Annotated in this window: 19 protein-coding genes and 1 other annotated feature; of the genes, 5 read left to right on the top strand and 14 right to left on the bottom strand. The window is 36.5% G+C overall.

Translation table 11 applies throughout. From position 1 onward, the window contains the following. Positions 1–26: 26 nt before the first annotated feature. Both gntK and AN964_RS01750 read right to left on the bottom strand, forming a co-directional pair. Entirely contained in the window at positions 27–1568 is a 1542-nt protein-coding gene (gene gntK, locus AN964_RS01755; protein WP_055738074.1) for a gluconokinase, read from the bottom strand. A 181-nt stretch (positions 1569–1749) separates the two neighbouring features. Continuing rightward, positions 1750–3072, bottom strand: a complete 1323-nt coding sequence (locus AN964_RS01750; RefSeq protein WP_055738073.1) for a GntT/GntP/DsdX family permease — start codon at positions 3070–3072, stop codon at positions 1750–1752. A gap of 263 nt (positions 3073–3335) precedes the next feature. Between AN964_RS01750 and AN964_RS01745 the strand changes: the two genes are divergently transcribed. After that, the gene (locus AN964_RS01745) at positions 3336–4124 is read left to right on the top strand and encodes a hypothetical protein (RefSeq protein ID WP_055738072.1); all 789 of its coding nucleotides are present in this window, start codon (positions 3336–3338) and stop codon (positions 4122–4124) included. 5 nt (positions 4125–4129) lie between these two features. Continuing rightward, on the top strand, positions 4130–4588 hold the full coding sequence (locus AN964_RS01740; RefSeq protein ID WP_055738071.1) for an inorganic phosphate transporter: 459 nt from the start codon (positions 4130–4132) through the stop codon (positions 4586–4588). A gap of 125 nt (positions 4589–4713) precedes the next feature. Here AN964_RS01740 and AN964_RS01735 read toward each other — a convergent pair whose 3' ends face one another. From AN964_RS01735 to AN964_RS01710, 6 genes are all read right to left on the bottom strand, one after another. Then, a complete protein-coding gene (locus AN964_RS01735) occupies positions 4714–6204 on the bottom strand; it encodes an amidase family protein (protein WP_055738070.1) in 1491 nt (496 codons plus the stop codon). A gap of 77 nt (positions 6205–6281) precedes the next feature. Then, the gene (locus tag AN964_RS01730) at positions 6282–6608 is read right to left on the bottom strand and encodes an antibiotic biosynthesis monooxygenase family protein (RefSeq protein WP_055738069.1); all 327 of its coding nucleotides are present in this window, start codon (positions 6606–6608) and stop codon (positions 6282–6284) included. 411 nt (positions 6609–7019) lie between these two features. Then, positions 7020–8264, bottom strand: a complete 1245-nt coding sequence (gene tyrS, locus AN964_RS01725; RefSeq protein WP_055738068.1) for a tyrosine--tRNA ligase — start codon at positions 8262–8264, stop codon at positions 7020–7022. A gap of 231 nt (positions 8265–8495) precedes the next feature. Next, positions 8496–8703, bottom strand: a binding site (T-box leader). 74 nt (positions 8704–8777) lie between these two features. Further along, positions 8778–9284 (bottom strand): hypothetical protein, encoded by a 507-nt coding sequence (locus tag AN964_RS01720; protein WP_055738067.1) that lies wholly within the window; start codon positions 9282–9284, stop codon positions 8778–8780. Positions 9285–9313: 29 nt separating this feature from the next. Continuing rightward, positions 9314–10108, bottom strand: coding sequence for a phosphotransferase family protein (locus tag AN964_RS01715; protein ID WP_055738066.1), 795 nt, complete (start codon positions 10106–10108; stop codon positions 9314–9316). 70 nt (positions 10109–10178) lie between these two features. Further along, on the bottom strand, positions 10179–10718 hold the full coding sequence (locus AN964_RS01710; RefSeq protein ID WP_055738065.1) for a DUF1572 family protein: 540 nt from the start codon (positions 10716–10718) through the stop codon (positions 10179–10181). Between the two features lie 158 nt (positions 10719–10876). Here AN964_RS01710 and AN964_RS01705 point away from each other — a divergent pair, with 158 nt between their 5' ends. Both AN964_RS01705 and AN964_RS01695 read left to right on the top strand, forming a co-directional pair. After that, positions 10877–11269 (top strand): hypothetical protein, encoded by a 393-nt coding sequence (locus AN964_RS01705; RefSeq protein ID WP_055738064.1) that lies wholly within the window; start codon positions 10877–10879, stop codon positions 11267–11269. 429 nt (positions 11270–11698) lie between these two features. Next, positions 11699–11899 (top strand): hypothetical protein, encoded by a 201-nt coding sequence (locus AN964_RS01695; RefSeq protein WP_055738062.1) that lies wholly within the window; start codon positions 11699–11701, stop codon positions 11897–11899. Positions 11900–12208: 309 nt separating this feature from the next. On the opposite strand, the gene AN964_RS01690 is transcribed toward AN964_RS01695, so the two are convergent. The 5 genes from AN964_RS01690 to AN964_RS01670 form a co-directional block, all read right to left on the bottom strand. Continuing rightward, complete coding sequence (locus tag AN964_RS01690; RefSeq protein ID WP_055738061.1) at positions 12209–13195, bottom strand: ABC transporter ATP-binding protein; 987 nt, start codon at positions 13193–13195, stop codon at positions 12209–12211. After that, positions 13188–14177 carry an ABC transporter ATP-binding protein gene (locus AN964_RS01685; RefSeq protein WP_055738060.1) on the bottom strand — a complete coding sequence of 330 codons (990 nt, stop codon included), beginning with the start codon at positions 14175–14177 and terminating at the stop codon, positions 13188–13190. The genes AN964_RS01690 and AN964_RS01685 overlap by 8 nt, the downstream gene beginning before the upstream one ends. Before the next feature lie 12 nt (positions 14178–14189). Beyond that, a complete protein-coding gene (locus AN964_RS01680) occupies positions 14190–15041 on the bottom strand; it encodes an ABC transporter permease (protein ID WP_055738059.1) in 852 nt (283 codons plus the stop codon). Positions 15042–15046: 5 nt separating this feature from the next. After that, entirely contained in the window at positions 15047–16000 is a 954-nt protein-coding gene (locus AN964_RS01675) for an ABC transporter permease (RefSeq protein WP_055738058.1), read from the bottom strand. A 198-nt stretch (positions 16001–16198) separates the two neighbouring features. Further along, positions 16199–17782: an ABC transporter substrate-binding protein gene (locus tag AN964_RS01670; protein ID WP_055738057.1), complete on the bottom strand. Its 1584-nt coding sequence runs from the start codon at positions 17780–17782 to the stop codon at positions 16199–16201. Between the two features lie 231 nt (positions 17783–18013). Between AN964_RS01670 and AN964_RS01665 the strand changes: the two genes are divergently transcribed. Next, positions 18014–18454 carry a hypothetical protein gene (locus AN964_RS01665; protein ID WP_055738056.1) on the top strand — a complete coding sequence of 147 codons (441 nt, stop codon included), beginning with the start codon at positions 18014–18016 and terminating at the stop codon, positions 18452–18454. A 309-nt stretch (positions 18455–18763) separates the two neighbouring features. Here AN964_RS01665 and AN964_RS01660 read toward each other — a convergent pair whose 3' ends face one another. After that, the gene (locus AN964_RS01660) at positions 18764–19252 is read right to left on the bottom strand and encodes a DinB family protein (protein WP_055738055.1); all 489 of its coding nucleotides are present in this window, start codon (positions 19250–19252) and stop codon (positions 18764–18766) included. Positions 19253–19335 lie beyond the last annotated feature (83 nt).

Raw genomic sequence — 19335 nt, 5'->3', positions numbered from 1 at the left:
TGAGGTTTTTTGTTTTTTCTTTCTTATCATTGCACCCATTTCTTCTGAAATGCAGCGATTCTTTGATAATCTTCATTTAAAGATCTTGAAACATGAATATAAATTGGTGCGAGTTCCTCATAAATTTGAACGTTTTCCTCTATTGGCCTGTGATAGTGGCTTTCCCCTACCATCTCGGAAACTACTTCAAGGGAATCAACCATTCCAAGGCTGTATAATCCTAATATTGCTGCTCCTAGACAAGAACTTTCAAAGCTTTCAGGAACAGATAATTCTTGATTAAAGATATCCGCCATTATCTGCCTCCACAAGTGGGATCTTGCAAATCCACCGGTGGCTTGTATTTTTTTCGGTTCCCCAATAAGCTCTTTCAAAGCAAGAAGAACAGTATATAAATTAAAAATAACACCTTCCAGTACAGCCCTAATCATATGCTCTTTCTTATGGTGCAAACCAAGTCCAAAGAAGGAGCCTCTAGCATGCGCATCCCATAATGGAGCACGTTCACCAGCAAGATATGGATGAAATAACAATCCATCAGCTCCCGGACTAACTTTAGCAGCAATTTCAGTCAGCAAATCGTATGGATCTACTCCTAACCTTTTTGCGGCTTCTATTTCTGATGCACCAAGCTGATCGCGCACCCAGCGGAAAATCATCCCACCGTTATTAACTGGTCCTCCAATTACCCAGTGATTTTCTGTTAATGCATAGCAAAAGATCCGTCCCTTCGGATCCGTAATCGGCCTGTCTATTACCGTTCTTATGGCACCGCTTGTCCCAATCGTAACAGCAATAGAACCTGGCTCTATCGCATTAACTCCAAGATTAGAAAGGACCCCATCACTTGCTCCAACAACAAACGGTACATTTTCTGGAATACCCATTTCTTCTGCGAATTTGGAATCCATCCCTGTTAGTCTGAAGGTTGTGGAAACTGGTTTTGACAATTGAGATGAAGTAACACCAGCTACCTTTAATGCCTCTTCATCCCAATTTAATTCTTGTAAATTAAACATGCCGGTAGCAGAAGCAATAGAATAGTCCACTACAAACTGACCAAATAGTTTATAGAAAACATACTCTTTTATGGAGATGAATTTTGATGCACTGCTAAATAACTCGTATTGTTCCTTTCTCATCCAAAGCAGCTTGGAAAGAGGAGACATCGGATGGATTGGAGTACCTGTTCGAAGGTAAATTTGATGCCCATTCATTTCATCCTTTATTTTATCCGCCCATTTAACACTGCGGTTATCAGCCCATGTAATACAAGGGGAAAGAGGTTTCCCTTCGTCGTCAACAGCGATCAAGCTATGCATTGCTGAACTAAAGGATACGCATACAATATCATTTAGAGGAATATTACTAGATAATATCACCTCTTTAATTGTCTTCACAACTGCGTTCATGATTTCTTCGGGATCCTGCACTGCTGTATCAGGAGTAGGAGAATAAAGTGGATATTCAATGTTGTAACTTGAAATAATTTCCCCTTTTTCGGAAAATAATACTGATTTTGTACTGGTAGTTCCTATATCTACACCGATGACATACTTTGAACCCATTTCTTTATACCTCCTAAAAACATACAATACCAAATAGCCTATGCTTATTTGTTTGCTCTTTTATTATATTAAATGCCTTTTGCCATTACTTTTATCTATTTTGTGAAAAAGAAAATTTTTTTCATATTAAACAAGAAAAACTGGCTTCAGGTTTCAGCAACCTTAGCCAGTAAAATACCTATTAAATAAAAACATCGAGAATTAGCGCTAATCCAAATGCAACGAAGGATAAAATGGTTTCCAGTACGGTCCATGTTTTTAATGTTTCCGGAACACTTAGACCCAGATATTCTTTCACCATCCAGAAGCCGGCATCATTCACATGCGAGAACATTAGGGAACCGGCACCCGTTGCAATAACCAATAATTCAAGGTTAACTCCGGTCATATGTTGAATAATTGGTGATACAATTCCAGCTGCAGTTGTTAAAGCAACGGTAGCTGAACCTGTAGCAATCCGGATTAAGCCTGCAATAATAAAGGCAAGCACTAATGGCGATAATGAAAAATGCTGTGCCATTTCTCCAATTGTATTACCTACACCACTGTCAATCAATATTTGCTTAAATCCGCCGCCTGCACCAATAATGGCTATAATAGAACCGACTGGTAAAAAGCATTCCTCTACTAACGTTTTCATTCGATTTTTATTTAATCCTTGTCGGAATCCAAGGAAGTACATAGCAGCAAAAACAGAAATTAATAGAGCAATCAAAGGGCTTCCGATAAATCCAAAGAATTTTTTCATCCCATCAGACATTCCGATAAATGGAACTAGTGCTGAAAATACCATGAGAATAACAGGTAATAAAATGACTAAGAATGAAATACCTGTTCCAGGAAGTTTCTGATTGTCCATATCCTGAATTTTAATAAGCTCAGGTTCTTGTTCTGGTTTTATACGTTTAGAAACCCATTTTGCAAAAACTGGCCCTGCCAGAATCGCGGAAGGAATTGCAATAATAAGAGAGTACAGAAGTACCTTCCCCATATTGGCATTATAAATTCCAATCGCTGCAATCGCGCCCGGATGCGGCGGAATCAAGCCATGTGCAATGGATAAACCGGCAATCGCTGGCAATCCAATAAGCAATAAGTTTTGCTTAGATGTTTTGTGCAGTGAAATAACTAAAGGAAGAACAATTAATATTCCTACTTCAAAAAATACAGGAATACCAGTAATAAATCCTGCAAGAAGCATGGCCCAAGGAAGTTTCTTTATCCCAAAAGTACGGACAAAGAAATTGGATACCTGTATTCCTGCCCCTGACTCTGCCATTAGTTTTCCTAAAATTGTACCAAGAGCAAGGATTCCAACTAAGTGCCCCAAGGTACCCCCTACACCTGTTTCAATCCCGGTAACAATCTTATCTAAGGATAAACCGGAAAAGATAGCCAGGAACAAGGTTGCTACTAGTAAACTAATAAATGCGTGCCACTTAAACAATGTAACCCCAATAATAACGATAATAATAGCTAATAGTGCTACAACTAAATGAAACATTATTTTCCCCTCCTCTTTATTCTAATCTGTAATCAACTTCCTTCATTTTCACCAAACCAACTATTAAATAGTTTGATCGGGAAATGAAAGCACTTTCAAATCATAAACCTATTATACGAAAGAAAATTTCTTTCATCAATATGTTTTGAAATTTTTTTTCTTGATTTGATTTTCAAGTAGTATGAAGACAATTAAAGATAGCCTAATAAATCAAGCATAAATACAGTTCACTTTTGGAATTATATATAAAAAAGGTGGATTAAATGGACAATTACACAAATGACAACACTGCCAGAAGATATAAAGCCCATGTTAGTATTTTAGGAACAACCCAACTACATTTGAGAAATCCTTATATTATTGCTTGGTGGTCCGCAGCGTTCCCTGGATTCGGACATATGCTTTTATCTAAATATCTTAGAGGGTATGCATTATTTATTTGGGAAGTTTTCGTTAATGTTAATCCACATGTTAATTCTGCTATGATTTATTCCTTTCAAGGGAAAATAGACATGGCAAAAGAAGTGTTAGATACAAGATGGCTTCTTATGTATATTCCTGTTTACCTTTTTGGTATTTGGGACAGTTTTCGGACAACAGTAGATATGAATAAGGTTTATGTTTTAGCCGAGCGAGAGGCACACCGTTTTAATTCTTTTTCATTAGGAGCTTTAGAGATTAACTACCTGGATAAACGAAATCCCACTGTTGCCGTTATGTGGTCAATATTTATTCCTGGTTTAGGACAACTGTATATTCATAGGATATTAACGGCAATATTTGTCATCGTATGGTTAGTTATATTTTTTTATTATTCGCACATTCAAGAAGCGGTTGTACTTTTATTTTTAGGTAAAATAAACGAGGCAACCTCTGTTTTAAAGCCAGATTGGCTCCTTTTTATCCCTTCGCACTATGGGTTTGCTATTTATGATTCTTATATGAATACCGTTGAGAATAACAAACTGTTCGAAAAAGATTTAAGGGATTACTTATCTGTAAATTATCAATCGAAGAATTTCCAAATACTAAAAGGACAAAAAGTGAAGTGATATAATTGCAGCTTTTTTCAACATTTGAATGCACAGGATTTTTGGAAATGGCAGTTTCTACGTTAGAAAAAAAAGGGATCCAAAAAGAAAATATATTTGCCGTCCCGCTGGATAATAGAACGGAAGACCGTAAAATTTTTGATAGCCTGCACCGTTCAGATGGTACAAGCCTCATTGATATTGGTATGGGGATTGCCACTGCATTTGCGGTTATTGGAGCAAGTATAGGATTTGAATTAGCATGGGGGCCAATATACTGGGGACTGATAAGTGCATTTGTCGGGTTTGTTCTTGGCTTTATTATTCGTCTCTTTATGGAATTGGTTGTAAAGAAAAATAAAAGAGTTTTAAAAGGAAAGCATTCGGAAGTCATTCTAATTATTGATTGTGAAGAATCACAAGCTGCATTAATTGAGGATATACTTTGGAAGCATTTTGCTTTAGGAGTGGCAAAAGTAAAGTGATTGAAATCCCACTTTTTGAGAAGAAACGGGTTAGAGGTATCTCGGCTTTATTACATTAAACACATAAAATCCCTCCTTTTTAATTAAAAGCAGGGACTTTTCTTCATATTATTTATAACATCTTTTCAGGAACTTATTATATTCTCCCTATTCACTATTGGAACTTTTCGATGCTTAGTAGCCTGCTCAAAAGCAAAAGCTAATTTAATTAATAAGCCTTCGGTGTATGCAGTGCTTGCAAATGTTACCCCAAACGGTCTTCCATTTTTCATATAACCAGCAGGCACAGCAATGGAAGGATACCCTGCTTTTGCACAAATGGTTGAACCTATATAAGCAGGAAAAAGAATGGCATCAAGATCATATTTTTTTAAAGTAAAATCAATCCCTTGTTCCTGTGAATAATATAAATCTTCCAATTTTGCCTCTAAATACTCAGGATTTCTTAATGTATTAGCAAGCGATTCTCTTTGCTCCAGTTTATTCTGACCATATTTCAATGCTGCTTCTTTATTATCTCTATTGAATTGGATTAATTCCGTCAATGAATGTACTGGAATATTGGATGGTAGTTGAGAAAGATAATTGTCTAAGCTATGTTTTAACTCATATAATGATACCCCGTAATCCCACTTTCTATGAAAGGAAGGGATTTCAATATCTTCTATTATCTTCGCTCCTTGGTCTTTAATAGTTTGTATTGCACTCTTATATAATTCGTCATCATACTCTTCAAAATCATGAAAAGCATTAGAATCACTATGAAATACTCCTATTTTTGCTCCTCTTAAACCGGCTGTGTCCAAATAAATGGAATAATCATTTTCTATTCTTCCTTCACTTTCATACGTTGCAGCGTCACCTTCATCAACACCAGACATTGCTCCCAATAACAGCGCAGCATCCGTAACAGTTCTGGCAAATGGCCCAGCTGTATCTTGAGAGTATGTAAAGGGGATAATGCCCTTTCTGCTGATTAACCCAACAGTTGGTTTAATGCCTACAACTGAGTTTTGTGTGGCAGGGCTAAGAATGGATCCATCTGTTTCAGTACCTACTGATAAAACTGTAAGGTTGGCTGCCACTGCAACGGCAGAGCCGGAGCTTGAGCCACCAACAAAAAGACTACCATCCCCATAAGGGTTTAATACTTGCCCACCCCTTGAACTATACCCTGCCCACATTTCAGTAGACATTCCATTCGCAAATTCTGTCATATTTGCTTTACCTAAGATTACCGCTCCCGCTTTACGCAGTTTTTGAACAAGAAATGCATCATTGCTAGCCATATGGTTTTCTAAGGCAATGGATCCTGCACTCGTGTGCATGGAATCACCTGTTTCAATATTATCCTTTAAAACTACTGGAATTCCGTGTAAAGGTCCCCTTACACCCTTCGTTTTTCTTTCATAATCAAGTCCTTCCGCGATAAAAATCGCATCCGGATTAACTTCAAGTATGGAATTTAACCTTGGACCTTTCTGATCGTATTTTGCAATTCTATGTAAATAAAACATTACCAATTCTTTTGAAGTTATCTCGCCATTTTCCATCGCTCTTTGAATTTCATAAATAGTTAATTCTTCTCTGAAAAAATCATTAAATGGTATAGCCATTCATACACCCCTTATTATTTCTATTCCACTAACCGCCCCTTAAAAAGTGAAGCTAAATGAAGTTAAAATGCTTGCCATCACAATCCAAAAGAATACTCTTTTTCAACTTTACAAATCCGAATAGAGTAATTTTTATACCATTCTTGTTTCCCTTTTTCTTGTGCTATTTTATGAGCTGAATTTTCTTTCCAATTTCTAATAGCTTCTAAGGAATCCCAATAGGAAACAGTAATACCCAATTCATTATCCCTTGCACTCTCAATACCTAAAAATCCCGGCTGCTTGGAAGCTAATTGTTCCATTGCTTCGGCCATTTTTCCATATCCTTTGTCACCTAGTGTTCTATGTGAAGTGAATATTACAGCGTAATATGGCGGTTGAAATGCTTTCGTATTGCCATTCATTTTCATTTCCCCTTAAAAATTTTTGTATTAAATCTAAAACCTTATATTTTATTCCGCTACTATTTATCTACACTTCATCACTAGATTAATAATGTTATAGTCCACGTTCATGACACCTTTAACAAGTACTCCTTCCATTAATTCGATTCTTTGTGGATTATATCCTCTTTAATGAAAGCGATCTTTTTATGATAGCTTTACTTAGCGGACACCAGATCCGTTATTTTGTGCAAAATAGGCAAATCAACCAAATTTGCGGACATAGGTTCCGTTATTTTGTATAAAAGCAGTGATTTCCTTATGTTTTTTCGAAAATAACGTACTCAGTGTCCGCTAAGACTCCAAAATAGGGGTATTTAATAAAAATAGCGGATTCTAGGTCCGCTAAAAAATATTTCTAGTTTTAGATTACTATCTTTCCAATTTTACAAACTTTCGTTTCCCTACCTGAATAACGGGTTCTTGCTTAATATCCACCATTAAATTTATATCGATCACCTTAACCTCATTTATCCTCACTCCGCCATTTTGGATCATTTTCCGCGCTTCTGTTTTTGATTTTTGTAATTTTAATTCTGTCAGTAAATCAACTATGGGAACTTCCATTTCTCCCTGCCATTTTACAACAGGGATATCATCAGGCAATCCCCCTCTTTGAAATACTGCTTTAAAAGCTTCTTCCGCACTTTCTGCCTGCTGAGCATTATAAAAGCTGCTTACAATCGTTCTAGCTAGAAGCATTTTGGCGTCTCTCGGGTGGAGTTTTCCTTGAGCTAATTCTTCTTTTATTTGCTTTTTCCGTTCAAGCGGCAAATCTGTAACAAGCTCAAAATATTTTACAATTAATTCATCTGGGATGGACATCGTTTTTCCATACATATCACTTGGGCTATCATCCACACCAATATAATTATTTTTGGATTTAGACATCTTTTCTACGCCATCAAGACCCTCTAGTAATGGAAGTAAAATAACAATCTGTTTTTCTTTTCCGAAATGCTCTTGCAGCTGTCTTCCCATTAAAACATTGAAATGCTGGTCAGTTCCGCCAAGTTCAACATCACTTTCCAGTTCAACGGAATCAAACCCTTGCATGAGCGGATAGAAAAATTCATGCAAAGAAATGGGCTTCCCTGCCCGAAAACGCTCTGAAAAATCATTTCTTTCGAGTAATCGCGCAACCGTGATACTGGATGCTAAATGAATAATATCTTCCAGATTTAATCTGCTGAGCCATTTTGAGTTGTAATGCAGCTCAACCTTCTCCATATCTAATACTTTGCCAAATTGTTCGAAATAGGTTTTTGCGTTATTTTTTACTTCTTCATTCGTTAACTGTTTTCTCACCGTTGATTTTCCTGTCGGGTCCCCTATCTTACCTGTAAAATCCCCTATAATAAGCTGAATCGTATGTCCATTCTCCTGGAACTGTTTAAGCTTATTTAAAACAACCGTATGACCTAAATGAACATCAGGAGCGGAAGGATCTAATCCTAATTTCACCTTCAACGGTTTGTTTTTTAGGATAGACATAGCAATTTTGTTCTTTAGCTCCCAAGCAGGAATGATTTCCTTTGCTCCGCTGCAATAAATGTCAAATTGCCTCTCCACTTCTGCTAATTGTTCTCTCGTAAGTTGTTCCAAAAAGTTTTCCAAAATACTCTCCTCCTATCATCAAATGTGCAAGCGCCTTGCTCATCGGCGTACGGATTTCGTAGTCTTCGTCTAAGATAAAGAAAACTGTGCTGAGGTATTCCTCGAGCTGATGTTGACTTATCGTAGGTCGGAGACGGAGAAATCCGTACGCCGATAGGCGATGGAACTAAACGTAGTTTTAAAGTTTTACACAGGGTTATATTTTATAAATATAAAAAACCACGCCCCGAAAAAAGGGACGTGGTTAACGCGGTACCACCCTTATTGAAGATTTCTCTTCCACTTCATTCGAATAACGGTTCGTCCGTTCTTTACTACTATCCGTTCGCAAAGAAAGTTCATGGAGGTAATTCGCCCTTATCTTTATACTGATTTTCACCACCACCAGCTCTCTGCTACAGGGAGATAAGAAACTACTTATTCCAATCATTACCTTTATATTGTAAATATTTCATTTATATTAACCTAAATTAGGGGAAAATTCAAACTAATTTTTGCGTATTTTATCCTAACCTATTTAATTTTTGTAAGATTACCCACATTAAATCTTTTGGTTGTTGCTTTCCCATCGATTGTTTCCCAAGATACTGTTACAACTTTAGAGCTTAACGCTTTTTTTACGTCTTCATCGTTTAATCCTTTTGAATAATAAATGAACTCGTAACTATAATTTGCAAAGTTTTCTTCTGCGTTATCCTGCTCCCACCCAGTCATATGTATAACCCTCGTTTTATCAATTGTATTAATTACTTTCTCAATATCTGGTATTACTATTTTCCGAGAAGTAATACCATTTGATTGCTTCATATCTACTTTATAGGTCAATATTCTAAAATCACTTATGCCGGAGTCTTCATAATTCACTCTTTCAAGTCTATTAAATTCATCTTCCGTTAGCTTTGAAATATTAAATTTAATCGTAATGGTCGGCTCCTCTACATTTTCCTTTTTGTAGAATACGATGGCAATTATCATAATAATTAATACTATCGGCACCACTACCTTAAGATATTTCCCCAATTCGCATCCCCCCATAAAAATACATACACTTAAAAAAACTCATTTAATCCATTCGCAAAATAATCGTATTCCTTATTATTAAGAATTTTCTCCCCGTATCCCTCGAAGAAAATTTCTCTATCTAAATTATTTTCGAATAAATTGGGTTTAGGACGGATAGCCAATGAAAGATCATATCTAGGGTCACCGTTGGCTCCCCCACTCCAATCAATGATGCCTGAAATGACGCCATTAGAAACTAAAACGTTATCGATTGTAAAGTCTCCATGAATCAGTGCTTGTTTAGCCATGCTAGGTTTATTCGTTTTAATTTTATCTAACAATGCTTTATTTCCATCCACCTTGTAATGATTTAAATTATATTCAGCATGAAGTAGCATATCGTCAATCCATGGCCGCTCACTTTTTAGTCGGTCGGGGCAAGGGGTTGAATGGATTTTGGATAGGATATTTCCAAAATGAAAGATCAATTCCCTTCTTTTGTTTTTATTCTTTTGATTGGATATAGCAGTTCTTAAAGTTTCTCCCTCTATGTACTCCATGAGAACCCAACATTGATCATATTGTTTTTGTTTAACAAACTTCATTGCTTTCGGAACAGGCAGATTGGTTTCATTTGATAAACAATCTAATACAGATGCTTCTTTGTTTAACCATGAACAAAATAACTCTCCCTTCGCCCTTTTCAGCACATAGATGCCTTGATTGCTTTCAAGTATGCCAACATCGGAAGTATAACCCTGTCTGGGGAATTGAATAGAGTTAATATTTTTTACATACTCTAATATTTCTGTTGGGATTTCTCCAATTTGAATCGGTTGCAATTTAGAATACCTCCTCGCAATTAATTTTCCAGCCATTTATCCACCCCGATTACATTATAAAAACCCGAATCTATTCATTACTTTTCTTTGAAACTGATTCATTATAAGCTTCTGAACCATTCTTAGGAATGCTTAAAATCATCCAATCTTTATCTTTTAATTGTTTACCAATATATAAGATTTGCCCTAAGTGATAACTAATGTGAGCTACTTCCGTTTGAATTGCTTGCAGAACACTTAATGGTTGCTGTCTTAGCGTTACCGTTTTATGTAAGTCTTCTGGCTGGAAATTCTCCAATGTGTGAAAAAGCAATTTCCAGCCATCTTCCCAAATTTTCATAAGTTGTTCCTGAGGCTCCATATCATCTACAAATTCCGAGTCCCTATTTCTATATGGTTTTTCTCCATCTGCAGTTAAAAAATCCACCCATCGAGAGTGCATATTCCCACTTATATGCTTTATTATTATTGCGATATTATTAGATTCTTCACTTGGCTTCCAGTGTAATTCTTCTTCTGATAATTGCTTAAAAGCCTTCTCTGCTCGTTCCTTAAAATGCCTAAATTGCTGCGTTACAATAGATAGGTATTCTTTTTCTAATTGATTCAAAGCTTTTCCTCCTTATTTATTCAAAATTATTTGGGGATGACCATTCATAAGTGTTAAATAACTTTCACTAATTACGTAAGGCCATTGCGATCGTTTAAGATATAATAAAAATAGAAGTATTTCTTTTCTAACGCTCGTAAATAAAGGAGATCGTAGAAATGTTCCTAGCAGAACTTAATCAAGAGGAGAAAACAGCGTTTCTTGAATTAGCTTCTCTCATTGCCAAAATTGACCATAGTCAATCAATATATGAAGATACAATTCTTAATAAATATAAAAAAGAAATGGAAATGGATCATTATAAAATACAAGGATTCGAGATGGTGGACATCCTTAAAGTATTTAAAAATGAACGCTCTAAAAATATCGTTTTAGCTGAGATCCTGACACTTATTTTTTCGGATGGGGTTTTTCATGATTTAGAAAAAGAATCTGTCCGCTTTATTAAGCAGTATTTTGGATTCAACTCCAATGAATACGAAAGCTTCAAGGACTGGGTAGATAAAATTAGGGAATTAGCAAACCATGAAAATTACCAAACGTTGAGTTAGTGTTTAACAAGATATTTGTTCTGTTATGAATGATGATTGGATATTTAAGTCCAATCATTTTTTTAGATCTAAACATAGCCACCTCGCTTCTTTAATAACCTTCAGCAATTCAACCTTTTATGATATGGATGATGCATGTAAAGAAAAATATGTCCTAATTCTACGAAATTGGCATAAAAAGGTTGCAAGAAAAAGGGATATATTATGGTTCATCATCATAATAATATGCATGCACTGTACATAATCCTTCAACAGAAGCTGGACTGTAAATACATAGCCTTTTCCTGTTTCCACCATTCTTTTTCACACCTTTTATATTCTCTTCAAACTCCAATGTAATATTTCTTTACACTTTTTTTAGAAAGCATTAATACGCGCTTAATGAACAGCCAATATAATAAAGTTAGAAAATTAAAGGAGGTCGTAAAGATGACAGTCCAAATAGTAGTGGATGAAATTATGGGTGGAGAAAGAGTAGAAGTCACCTTAGCAAAATATATTGGTTTATCTTTAACTAAAAAGGATGTACAAATCGTCAAAAATGCGGTGAAGAAAAAAGATGAACAACAAATATACCGAGCTGTTCAAACCATTCTACAAAAACCTCGGAATCGGAAACTGTTGAATTAATTTGCGGTGCTTACTGCTCATTTACCTTTATATTCCCACATTTATCCTCCACTTTTAACCGATTATAAAAAAATATCCAAAAATCTTTTGATTTTATAGGTAATATTCTTTCCTAAAAGGGAAATAAGATTGCTTTTAAAAATAACTCAGGCAGTTTGAAAGATAATTCCGTCACTTTCCAACATAATTCAGGCATATCTGGGAATAATTCAGTCACAACTCGGAATAATTCAGCCAATACAAAAAGGAGTAGAATCCAGAGACTATTCAAAAAAGGGTTCCACCAATCGGAACCCTCCTTCAAACCGTTTATTCATATAAATGACAAGCGACAAAATGCCCGCTCGCAACTTCTTTCATTTCCGGGTCCACTTCCGCACATTTGGCGGTAGCAAACGGACAGCGCGAACGGAATCTGCAGCCTTGCCCAATATCTAATGGACTTGGCAATTCTCCCTTAATGGACTCGATACTGGCACTTTGCGCTTTGATTGGATCTGGAATCGGAATTGCTGATAATAATGCCTTTGTATATGGGTGGAGAGGATTTTTATACAAATCGTTACTATCCGAAATTTCTACTATTCTTCCTAAGTACATGACCCCAATTCGATCCGAAATATGGCGAACCATAGAGAGATCATGAGCAACAAATAAATAGGTGAGACCCATTTCTTCCTGCAAATCCTCCAGCATATTGATTACCTGAGCTTGAATGGAGACGTCCAATGCAGAAATAGCCTCATCGCATAAAATAAACTCAGGATTAATCGATAATGCCCGTGCAATGCCAATTCGTTGGCGCTGTCCGCCGCTAAACTCATATGGAAATTTCTCCATATCCTGCTTTTTTAACCCTACTTTTTCAAGCAATTCACCAATCTTTTCACTTCTCTCCTTTTTTGATAGATTCGTATGAATCTCTAAAGGTTCATCAATTATCTCCCCGACATTCATATACGGATTGAGAGAAGAATAGGGATCTTGAAAAATAATCTGCATTCTTTTGCGATAAGGCTGCAGTTCTTTAGCCTTTAATTTGGCGATATCAGTTCCATCAAAAATGATTTCTCCTTCGGTTGCATCATATAAGCGATTGATGGTTCTGCCGAGCGTTGATTTCCCGCAGCCAGATTCACCGACAAGTCCAAAGGTTTCGCCTTTATTTATATGGAAAGTGACATCATCGACCGCTTTCACATATTGATCCTTTTTATGAAGAAAGGACGATTTTAAAGGAAAGTATTTTTTCAAGTGGTTTACTTCAATGAGTTTCTGCTGTTTGTTATCACTCATGTTCGCCGTCTCCTTCCCCAGCTAAAAAGCACATGCTGCTTTGTGTTTCTGAAAATTTTTTGTAAGCTGGCATCTCCGTAAAGCATTTCTCCATCGCTAGTTCGCAGCGCTCCGCAAAAGGACATCCCTTCGGAAGATTATTTAAGGATGGTGCAGATCCTTTAATTGGCTTCAATCTGCTTTTTTCTCCATCGTCCATCTTCGGAATGGAGTTTAGCAATGCTTTTGTATACGGATGCTTAGGAGAATAAAAGATTTCCGCAGCAAGTCCTTCCTCCATAATCATTCCTGCATACATCACGACAATCCTGCTGCAAAGGCTAGCTACCACACCTAAGTCATGAGTAATAAGAACGACAGACATATCATTTTCGCTTTGTAACTTTTTTAATAGATTCAGAATTTGTGCCTGAATCGTTACATCCAAAGCAGTAGTCGGTTCATCCGCAATTAATAGTTCAGGATTGCAAGATAATGCCATCGCAATTAGAACCCTTTGCCTCATACCGCCGCTAAACTCATGCGGATATTGATTCACCCTTGCTTCTGGTGAGGGAATCCCGACCATTCTTAGCATTTCAATTGCTTCATTTTTGGCTTCCACCTTTTTCATTCCGCGAACGCGAACCAATAACTCGACAAGATGATCCCCTACTTTTTTTAGTGGATTTAAAGCAGTCATTGGATCCTGGAAAATCATCGCAATTTCTTTGCCTCTGATTGCTCTTTTTTCCTTATTGGAGAGATTCTCAATATGGCGTCCGTTTAAAATCATTTCTCCGCTTTCGACCTTCGCTGTTTTCGGGATTATTCCCATAATGGATTTCATTAAGACACTCTTGCCACTTCCAGATTCGCCTACGATTCCGAGGATTTCCCCTTTTTGTACATTTAGGTTAATCCCACGAATCGCTTCAAGCCTTGTTTTACCATCATAAAAGGTCGTTTTTAAATCTTTCACCTCTAGTAATGTGTCGCTCATACCATTCACCCCCTATTTACCCGTTTTCGGTTCTACGACCACGCGAAGTACATCACCTAATTTATTAAAGGAATACACCGTTAATACAATTAACACTCCTGGTAAAATCGCCATATATGGAGCACTTGCCAGATTGCCTTGCGCCGTTTGCAACATGCTTCCCCATGAAGATAGAGGCTGCTGTACACCAAGACCAAGGAAGCTTAGTGCCGACTCCATTAAAATAGCATTGGCAATACTAACTGTTGATGCAACAATAAAGGTTGGCAGCGCACCCGGAATAATATGCTTAAAAATGATTTTCCAAAAGGATTGTCCTGATGCTTTTGCATATAAAACATATTCCCGTTCCTTTATCGTTAAGGTTTCAGCACGAACCAGTCTTGCTGTCCCCATCCAAGTAAATAAACCAATTACAAGAATGATTGCTTTCAATCCTGGAGTTAAAAAAATACTAATAACCGTTACCAGGATCATCCACGGTATGGATGAAATGATATCAACAATCCTCATGAGGAGATTATCAATTTTCCCTCCAAAATATCCGCTTACAGTTCCCACTAATACACCGATGCAGGTAGAAATCGCCATCGCTAAAAGCCCAACGGTAAGGGATATTCTTCCTCCATATAACGCCCTTGTTAAATAATCACGGCCGAGCTCATCCGTGCCAAATAGATGACTGCCATTCGGCTTTTCCAATACCTTTCCAACATTTACTGCATTCGGTGAATAAGGTGATAGAAAGGCAAAGATAGAGGCTAGTATAATGAAAGAAAGAAAGATAAAAGCAAATAATGCCGTTTTATTAGACTTTAATTCTTTTTTCAGCTTTTCGATTCTTCTATTTTTTTGTTTAGCCACTTCCGTTACCTCATTTCCTTAATTCTAGGGTCGATAATGCAATATAGAATATCTGACAATAAGTTCCCCAGAATAACTAAACTGGCCGAAAACAACATAATTGCCATCACAACAGGATAGTCAAATCCTTGGATAGCTTTAACAAAATATGGTCCAATTCCTGGCCAGCCGAAAACAGTCTCCGTTACAAAGGCACCTGTAACAAGCATCGGCAAAGACATCCCCACGATGGTTACAAGCGGTAATAAAGCATTACGAAGAACATGCTTGAATAGAATGGCTGCACCAGAAGAACCGTATGCTTCTTGAACCATTACATAATCTTCCGCCAACTGTCCTATCGTTGATGATCGAACATAGCGAATTAATTCCGGTAAAAAGGCAATCGTCAATACTACGCATGGCAAGACAAGATGGTGAAAGAAATCCGAAGCAGAATCTTCCAGACCAATCGTATGCATGCCCAAAATCGGAAATAAACCCATTTTATATCCAAAAATAAAAATAAAGATCATTGCTAACCAAAAACTTGGGATTGCAATCCCGATTGAGCTAAAACCATCAATCATTTTATCTAGTAATTTACCTTTATTTGCACCTGCAATAAGACCAAGCACAATCGCTAAAATAAGCGCTAATACATATGCCGGTAAAACTAATACGATTGTATTTGGAATTCTTGAAAGTAAGTCTTGCGAAATGCTTTGGTGCGTAACAAGGGAGTAACCAAAATCACCACGTAAAATTCCTTTCACCCAATCAAAATATTGAATATAGGCAGGCTGGTCCAGCCCATATTTTGCTTTTATAAGCTCAATGGTCTTTTGCGACATATTAGGAGTAGTCATGGAATCAATCGCATCATATGGCGCCATTTGAATCAGCGCAAAACAGATGATGGAGATGATAATTAACATCGGTATCGCCTGTAAGACCCTTTTTAAAATATATTTGGCCAATCGCTTTCACTCCTTATTTTGAGACTTTTTTCATAGTGAAGATTGTTCGTCGAAAGCATACTCACATCCATCTGTATAAAGTGCCCCCGGACAATGTTTCGGAAATCGAACCATAGCTTATAACAAAGTGGATGAAAGAGCCTATCCTAAAAATAAAGATAAACAGCGCTAGAGCCGTTTATCTTTATTTACATAAAATTATTTAAAAGAAAGTTTTGACATATCCTCAAATGTATACACCGGAACAAGTCCTGCTTGATCAATTCCAGTAATATTTGAATCAATGGCTAAAATCCGTTTGTTTTCTGTAATCGGATAGAATGCTGCGTCATCAATGATTAATTTTTGAATCTTTTCATAGATTGCTTGACGTTTCGCATCATTTGTTTCTACTCTGCCTTTATTGAATAAATCATCCACTTCCGGATTACTATAGTGCATATAGTTGCTCGGACTTCCTGTTACAAATAAGGAGTTAAAAGTATCAGGATCAATCCCCATAATAAATCCGTTTAAATACATGTCAAAATCTGTTTGTACTTTCTCTAGCTTTTGGCTTAATGCATTTGCATCCATTCCAACTAATTTCAAGTCGATACCAACTGCTTTAAGGTCTTGCTGCATAACAGCTGCTTGCTTTTGTTGAATAGGATCGCTTCCAATATAAGCTAGTTTAAGAGATAATCCCTCTACTCCAGCTTTCTTAAGAAGTTCTTTTGACTTGTTGACATTGAAGTCATGTTTATCGACATTTTCTGTGTAGTAAGTCGCCTTTCTTGGTAAGAAAGTATATGCCGGCTCTGCATAATCATTAGATAGATAGCTTGCTTTAATAATTTCATCGCGATTTAATGCATAAGCAATCGCCTGACGTACTTCTTTCGATTGTACGGCTTTCGAGCTTAAATTAAAGGCCATGTAACCGATGCGGCCTTCATCATATGGTTTAAGGGTAACTTTAGAATCATTTTTAAACTTTGCAACATCTGAAGGCTGGATAATTAAAGCGTTAATTTCTCCGCTTTGCAGTGATATGTTAGCAGTATTCGCATCTTCAATAATACGGAATACAACTTTATCAATTTTTGGAGCACCTAAGAAATAATCTTTATTTTTCTCAAAAGTAACACTCTCACCAGCTTTATATTGCACAAGCTTATAAGGGCCTGTTCCTACTGGAGTTGCATTTTTAGAACTATTGGCAATATCTTTTTCTCCTTCATAAATATGCTTTGGCATGATAAAGATATTTCCAAGTGATTCCATTGCCCCCATACTTACTTCCGGAAGCTCAAACTTCACTGTATAATCATCTACTTTGACAACTTTAACCGGTTTGTTGTTAAAGATAAGCATGCTTCTTGCCCAACCACCGTTTGATTCTTTTAACATTTGATCGTAAGTAAATACAACATCATCTGCTGTAAATGGCTTACCATCTGACCATTTAACATCTTTTCTTAATTTTGCTGTGTACGTTTTGAAATCTTTAGACGGTGTCATACTTGTTGCTAAAAAGTACTTCACATCATCTTTTCCGTTATACATATATAAAGGTGAATAGATCGCTTTAATTTCCATAAGTCCAAAACGATCACCTGTTGTAATAACGTTTACAGAATTACCCGGATCTCCACTAATTCCATAGATAAAAGTATTTGATTTGCTTCCCGATCCATTCGTTTTATCACTGGATGTACTACTGGAATTAGATGAACATCCCGATAAAACCAAGACAAAACTTAGCAATATTGCAGCAAATAAACCAATTTGCTTTCTCATCACTTGTTCCCCCTAAGTTGGTTTTTTCTTTGTAAAACCAAGTATTAAATAACGGAATAAACAGTTTTTTTATGTACGAATTTTAATTCCGATTAATTCTATATGTTTTACAGACTATAAATATACGATATTATAATAACGAATTCAATCTTTTCTTTTTACATTACAAAAGTCGGAATTATATAAACAATTCTGCTATAATTATTTTAAACATTACTAGGAGGAATACAAATGTCTACAGTTCAATTATCCATGCCGATCGGTCTTCAATTAGAAATAGCTCGTTCGGGTGGTTTATCGAATGATCGTATACTAGAAATATGTAAGTCCAAGGATTTTCATGCCTTAAAATCTCTGAATCAGGATGATGAAGACTGGGAAATGCTTTTTCAATTTGCTGAAGAACATTGGGAAGAATTTAAAGAGGCTGTACAAGCTGGGTATAAATTCAAGTTTGTTACACGAAATGGCTTAAAGCATTTCATGATACATAGATATGGACTTGAAGAGGGGAAGGACTTCGAATTTGGCGATACCTATTTTGATCAAGTAAAATTGAAACCTAATCAAGTTGTTGAGCTTGAAGGGATGATTACACAAAATTGGAGAATCAAACGCCTGACTACAGAAAATAATGGGCGTCAATTAATCCGAATTGAGTTATCACGATAAGCGCCGCAGCTTCAGCGAACGTTTTTTGGAGAAGCAGAGGAAGCAGGCACTACAAAAGAAACACAAAGTTGGTAATTAAGCGGACATACGTTCCGTTAAGTAAGTCAAAACAGGTGTTTTTACGTTTTTACCGGACATACGTTCCGTTATTTAGCTAAAAACGATCATTTCCCCATAATTTTTGGCAAATAACGGATTCTGTGTCCGCAAACACCTAGAAAACAGCATTTTTTATGAGAATAACGGATTCTGTGTCCGCTAAACAAAAAAGCGCATGAATTTCAGTAACCATCCATACGCTCCCCTTTATTAATATAAATCAAACATATTAACCTCATAACCTAATTCCTTCAAATAGTTAAAAAACTGGCCACGATGATGAAAAATATGTGTTGTACTTTCCGTCAGCCACTTTGCCTGAGTATGTCCTTCCATTTCAGCTCCAAAATAAAAAGGCTTTGATTTTTTTTCAAGGAAATCCGTTTCGGAAAGTGATTCATAATATGCTTTGAAATCTTGGTATCCCTTTTTTAAAACCTCAATCAGTTCTGAAGCATTCCCAGCCTGCAATTTATTTTCTAAATGACGTATTTCCTGCTCATTTTTCTCTTGCCAAATGGCCAAATCGACAACAGGAATCTGGACAAGGTGATTGGCAAGCTCCAGCAATGTTCTCATGTTTTCACGCGGGCGATAATCCCAATCTTTTTCCTGAACCTTAGATAATAAATTGCTTATTGTACGAACAGCAACATCCCACTCAGAAAACAGTACCTCTTTCATTTTACTTACACTCATTTTTTAAAACCTCCTTTTCAAATACAATTTCGCGAAAGAAATGCAAATTCCTTCATAAACAGAAAACCCAACCATTTCGGTTG

The sequence above is a fragment of the Heyndrickxia shackletonii genome, from assembly GCF_001420715.1.
Lineage (GTDB): Bacteria > Bacillota > Bacilli > Bacillales > Bacillaceae_C > Margalitia > Margalitia shackletonii.
Note: the sequence above shows the minus strand (reverse complement) of the source record. Positions and strands in the feature narration are given on the sequence as shown.

What these genes read in the sequence shown, in the direction of transcription:
- gntK (WP_055738074.1), bottom strand. Translation starts at nt 1,568, where the DNA reads ATGGGTTCAAAGTATGTCATCGGTGTAGATATAGGAACTACCAGTACA.
- AN964_RS01750 (WP_055738073.1), bottom strand. Translation starts at nt 3,072, where the DNA reads ATGTTTCATTTAGTTGTAGCACTATTAGCTATTATTATCGTTATTATT.
- AN964_RS01745 (WP_055738072.1), top strand. Translation starts at nt 3,336, where the DNA reads ATGGACAATTACACAAATGACAACACTGCCAGAAGATATAAAGCCCAT.
- AN964_RS01735 (WP_055738070.1), bottom strand. Translation starts at nt 6,204, where the DNA reads ATGGCTATACCATTTAATGATTTTTTCAGAGAAGAATTAACTATTTAT.
- AN964_RS01730 (WP_055738069.1), bottom strand. Translation starts at nt 6,608, where the DNA reads ATGAATGGCAATACGAAAGCATTTCAACCGCCATATTACGCTGTAATA.
- AN964_RS01705 (WP_055738064.1), top strand. Translation starts at nt 10,877, where the DNA reads ATGTTCCTAGCAGAACTTAATCAAGAGGAGAAAACAGCGTTTCTTGAA.
- AN964_RS01695 (WP_055738062.1), top strand. Translation starts at nt 11,699, where the DNA reads ATGACAGTCCAAATAGTAGTGGATGAAATTATGGGTGGAGAAAGAGTA.
- AN964_RS01690 (WP_055738061.1), bottom strand. Translation starts at nt 13,195, where the DNA reads ATGAGTGATAACAAACAGCAGAAACTCATTGAAGTAAACCACTTGAAA.
- AN964_RS01685 (WP_055738060.1), bottom strand. Translation starts at nt 14,177, where the DNA reads ATGAGCGACACATTACTAGAGGTGAAAGATTTAAAAACGACCTTTTAT.
- AN964_RS01670 (WP_055738057.1), bottom strand. Translation starts at nt 17,782, where the DNA reads ATGAGAAAGCAAATTGGTTTATTTGCTGCAATATTGCTAAGTTTTGTC.
- AN964_RS01665 (WP_055738056.1), top strand. Translation starts at nt 18,014, where the DNA reads ATGTCTACAGTTCAATTATCCATGCCGATCGGTCTTCAATTAGAAATA.
- AN964_RS01660 (WP_055738055.1), bottom strand. Translation starts at nt 19,252, where the DNA reads ATGAGTGTAAGTAAAATGAAAGAGGTACTGTTTTCTGAGTGGGATGTT.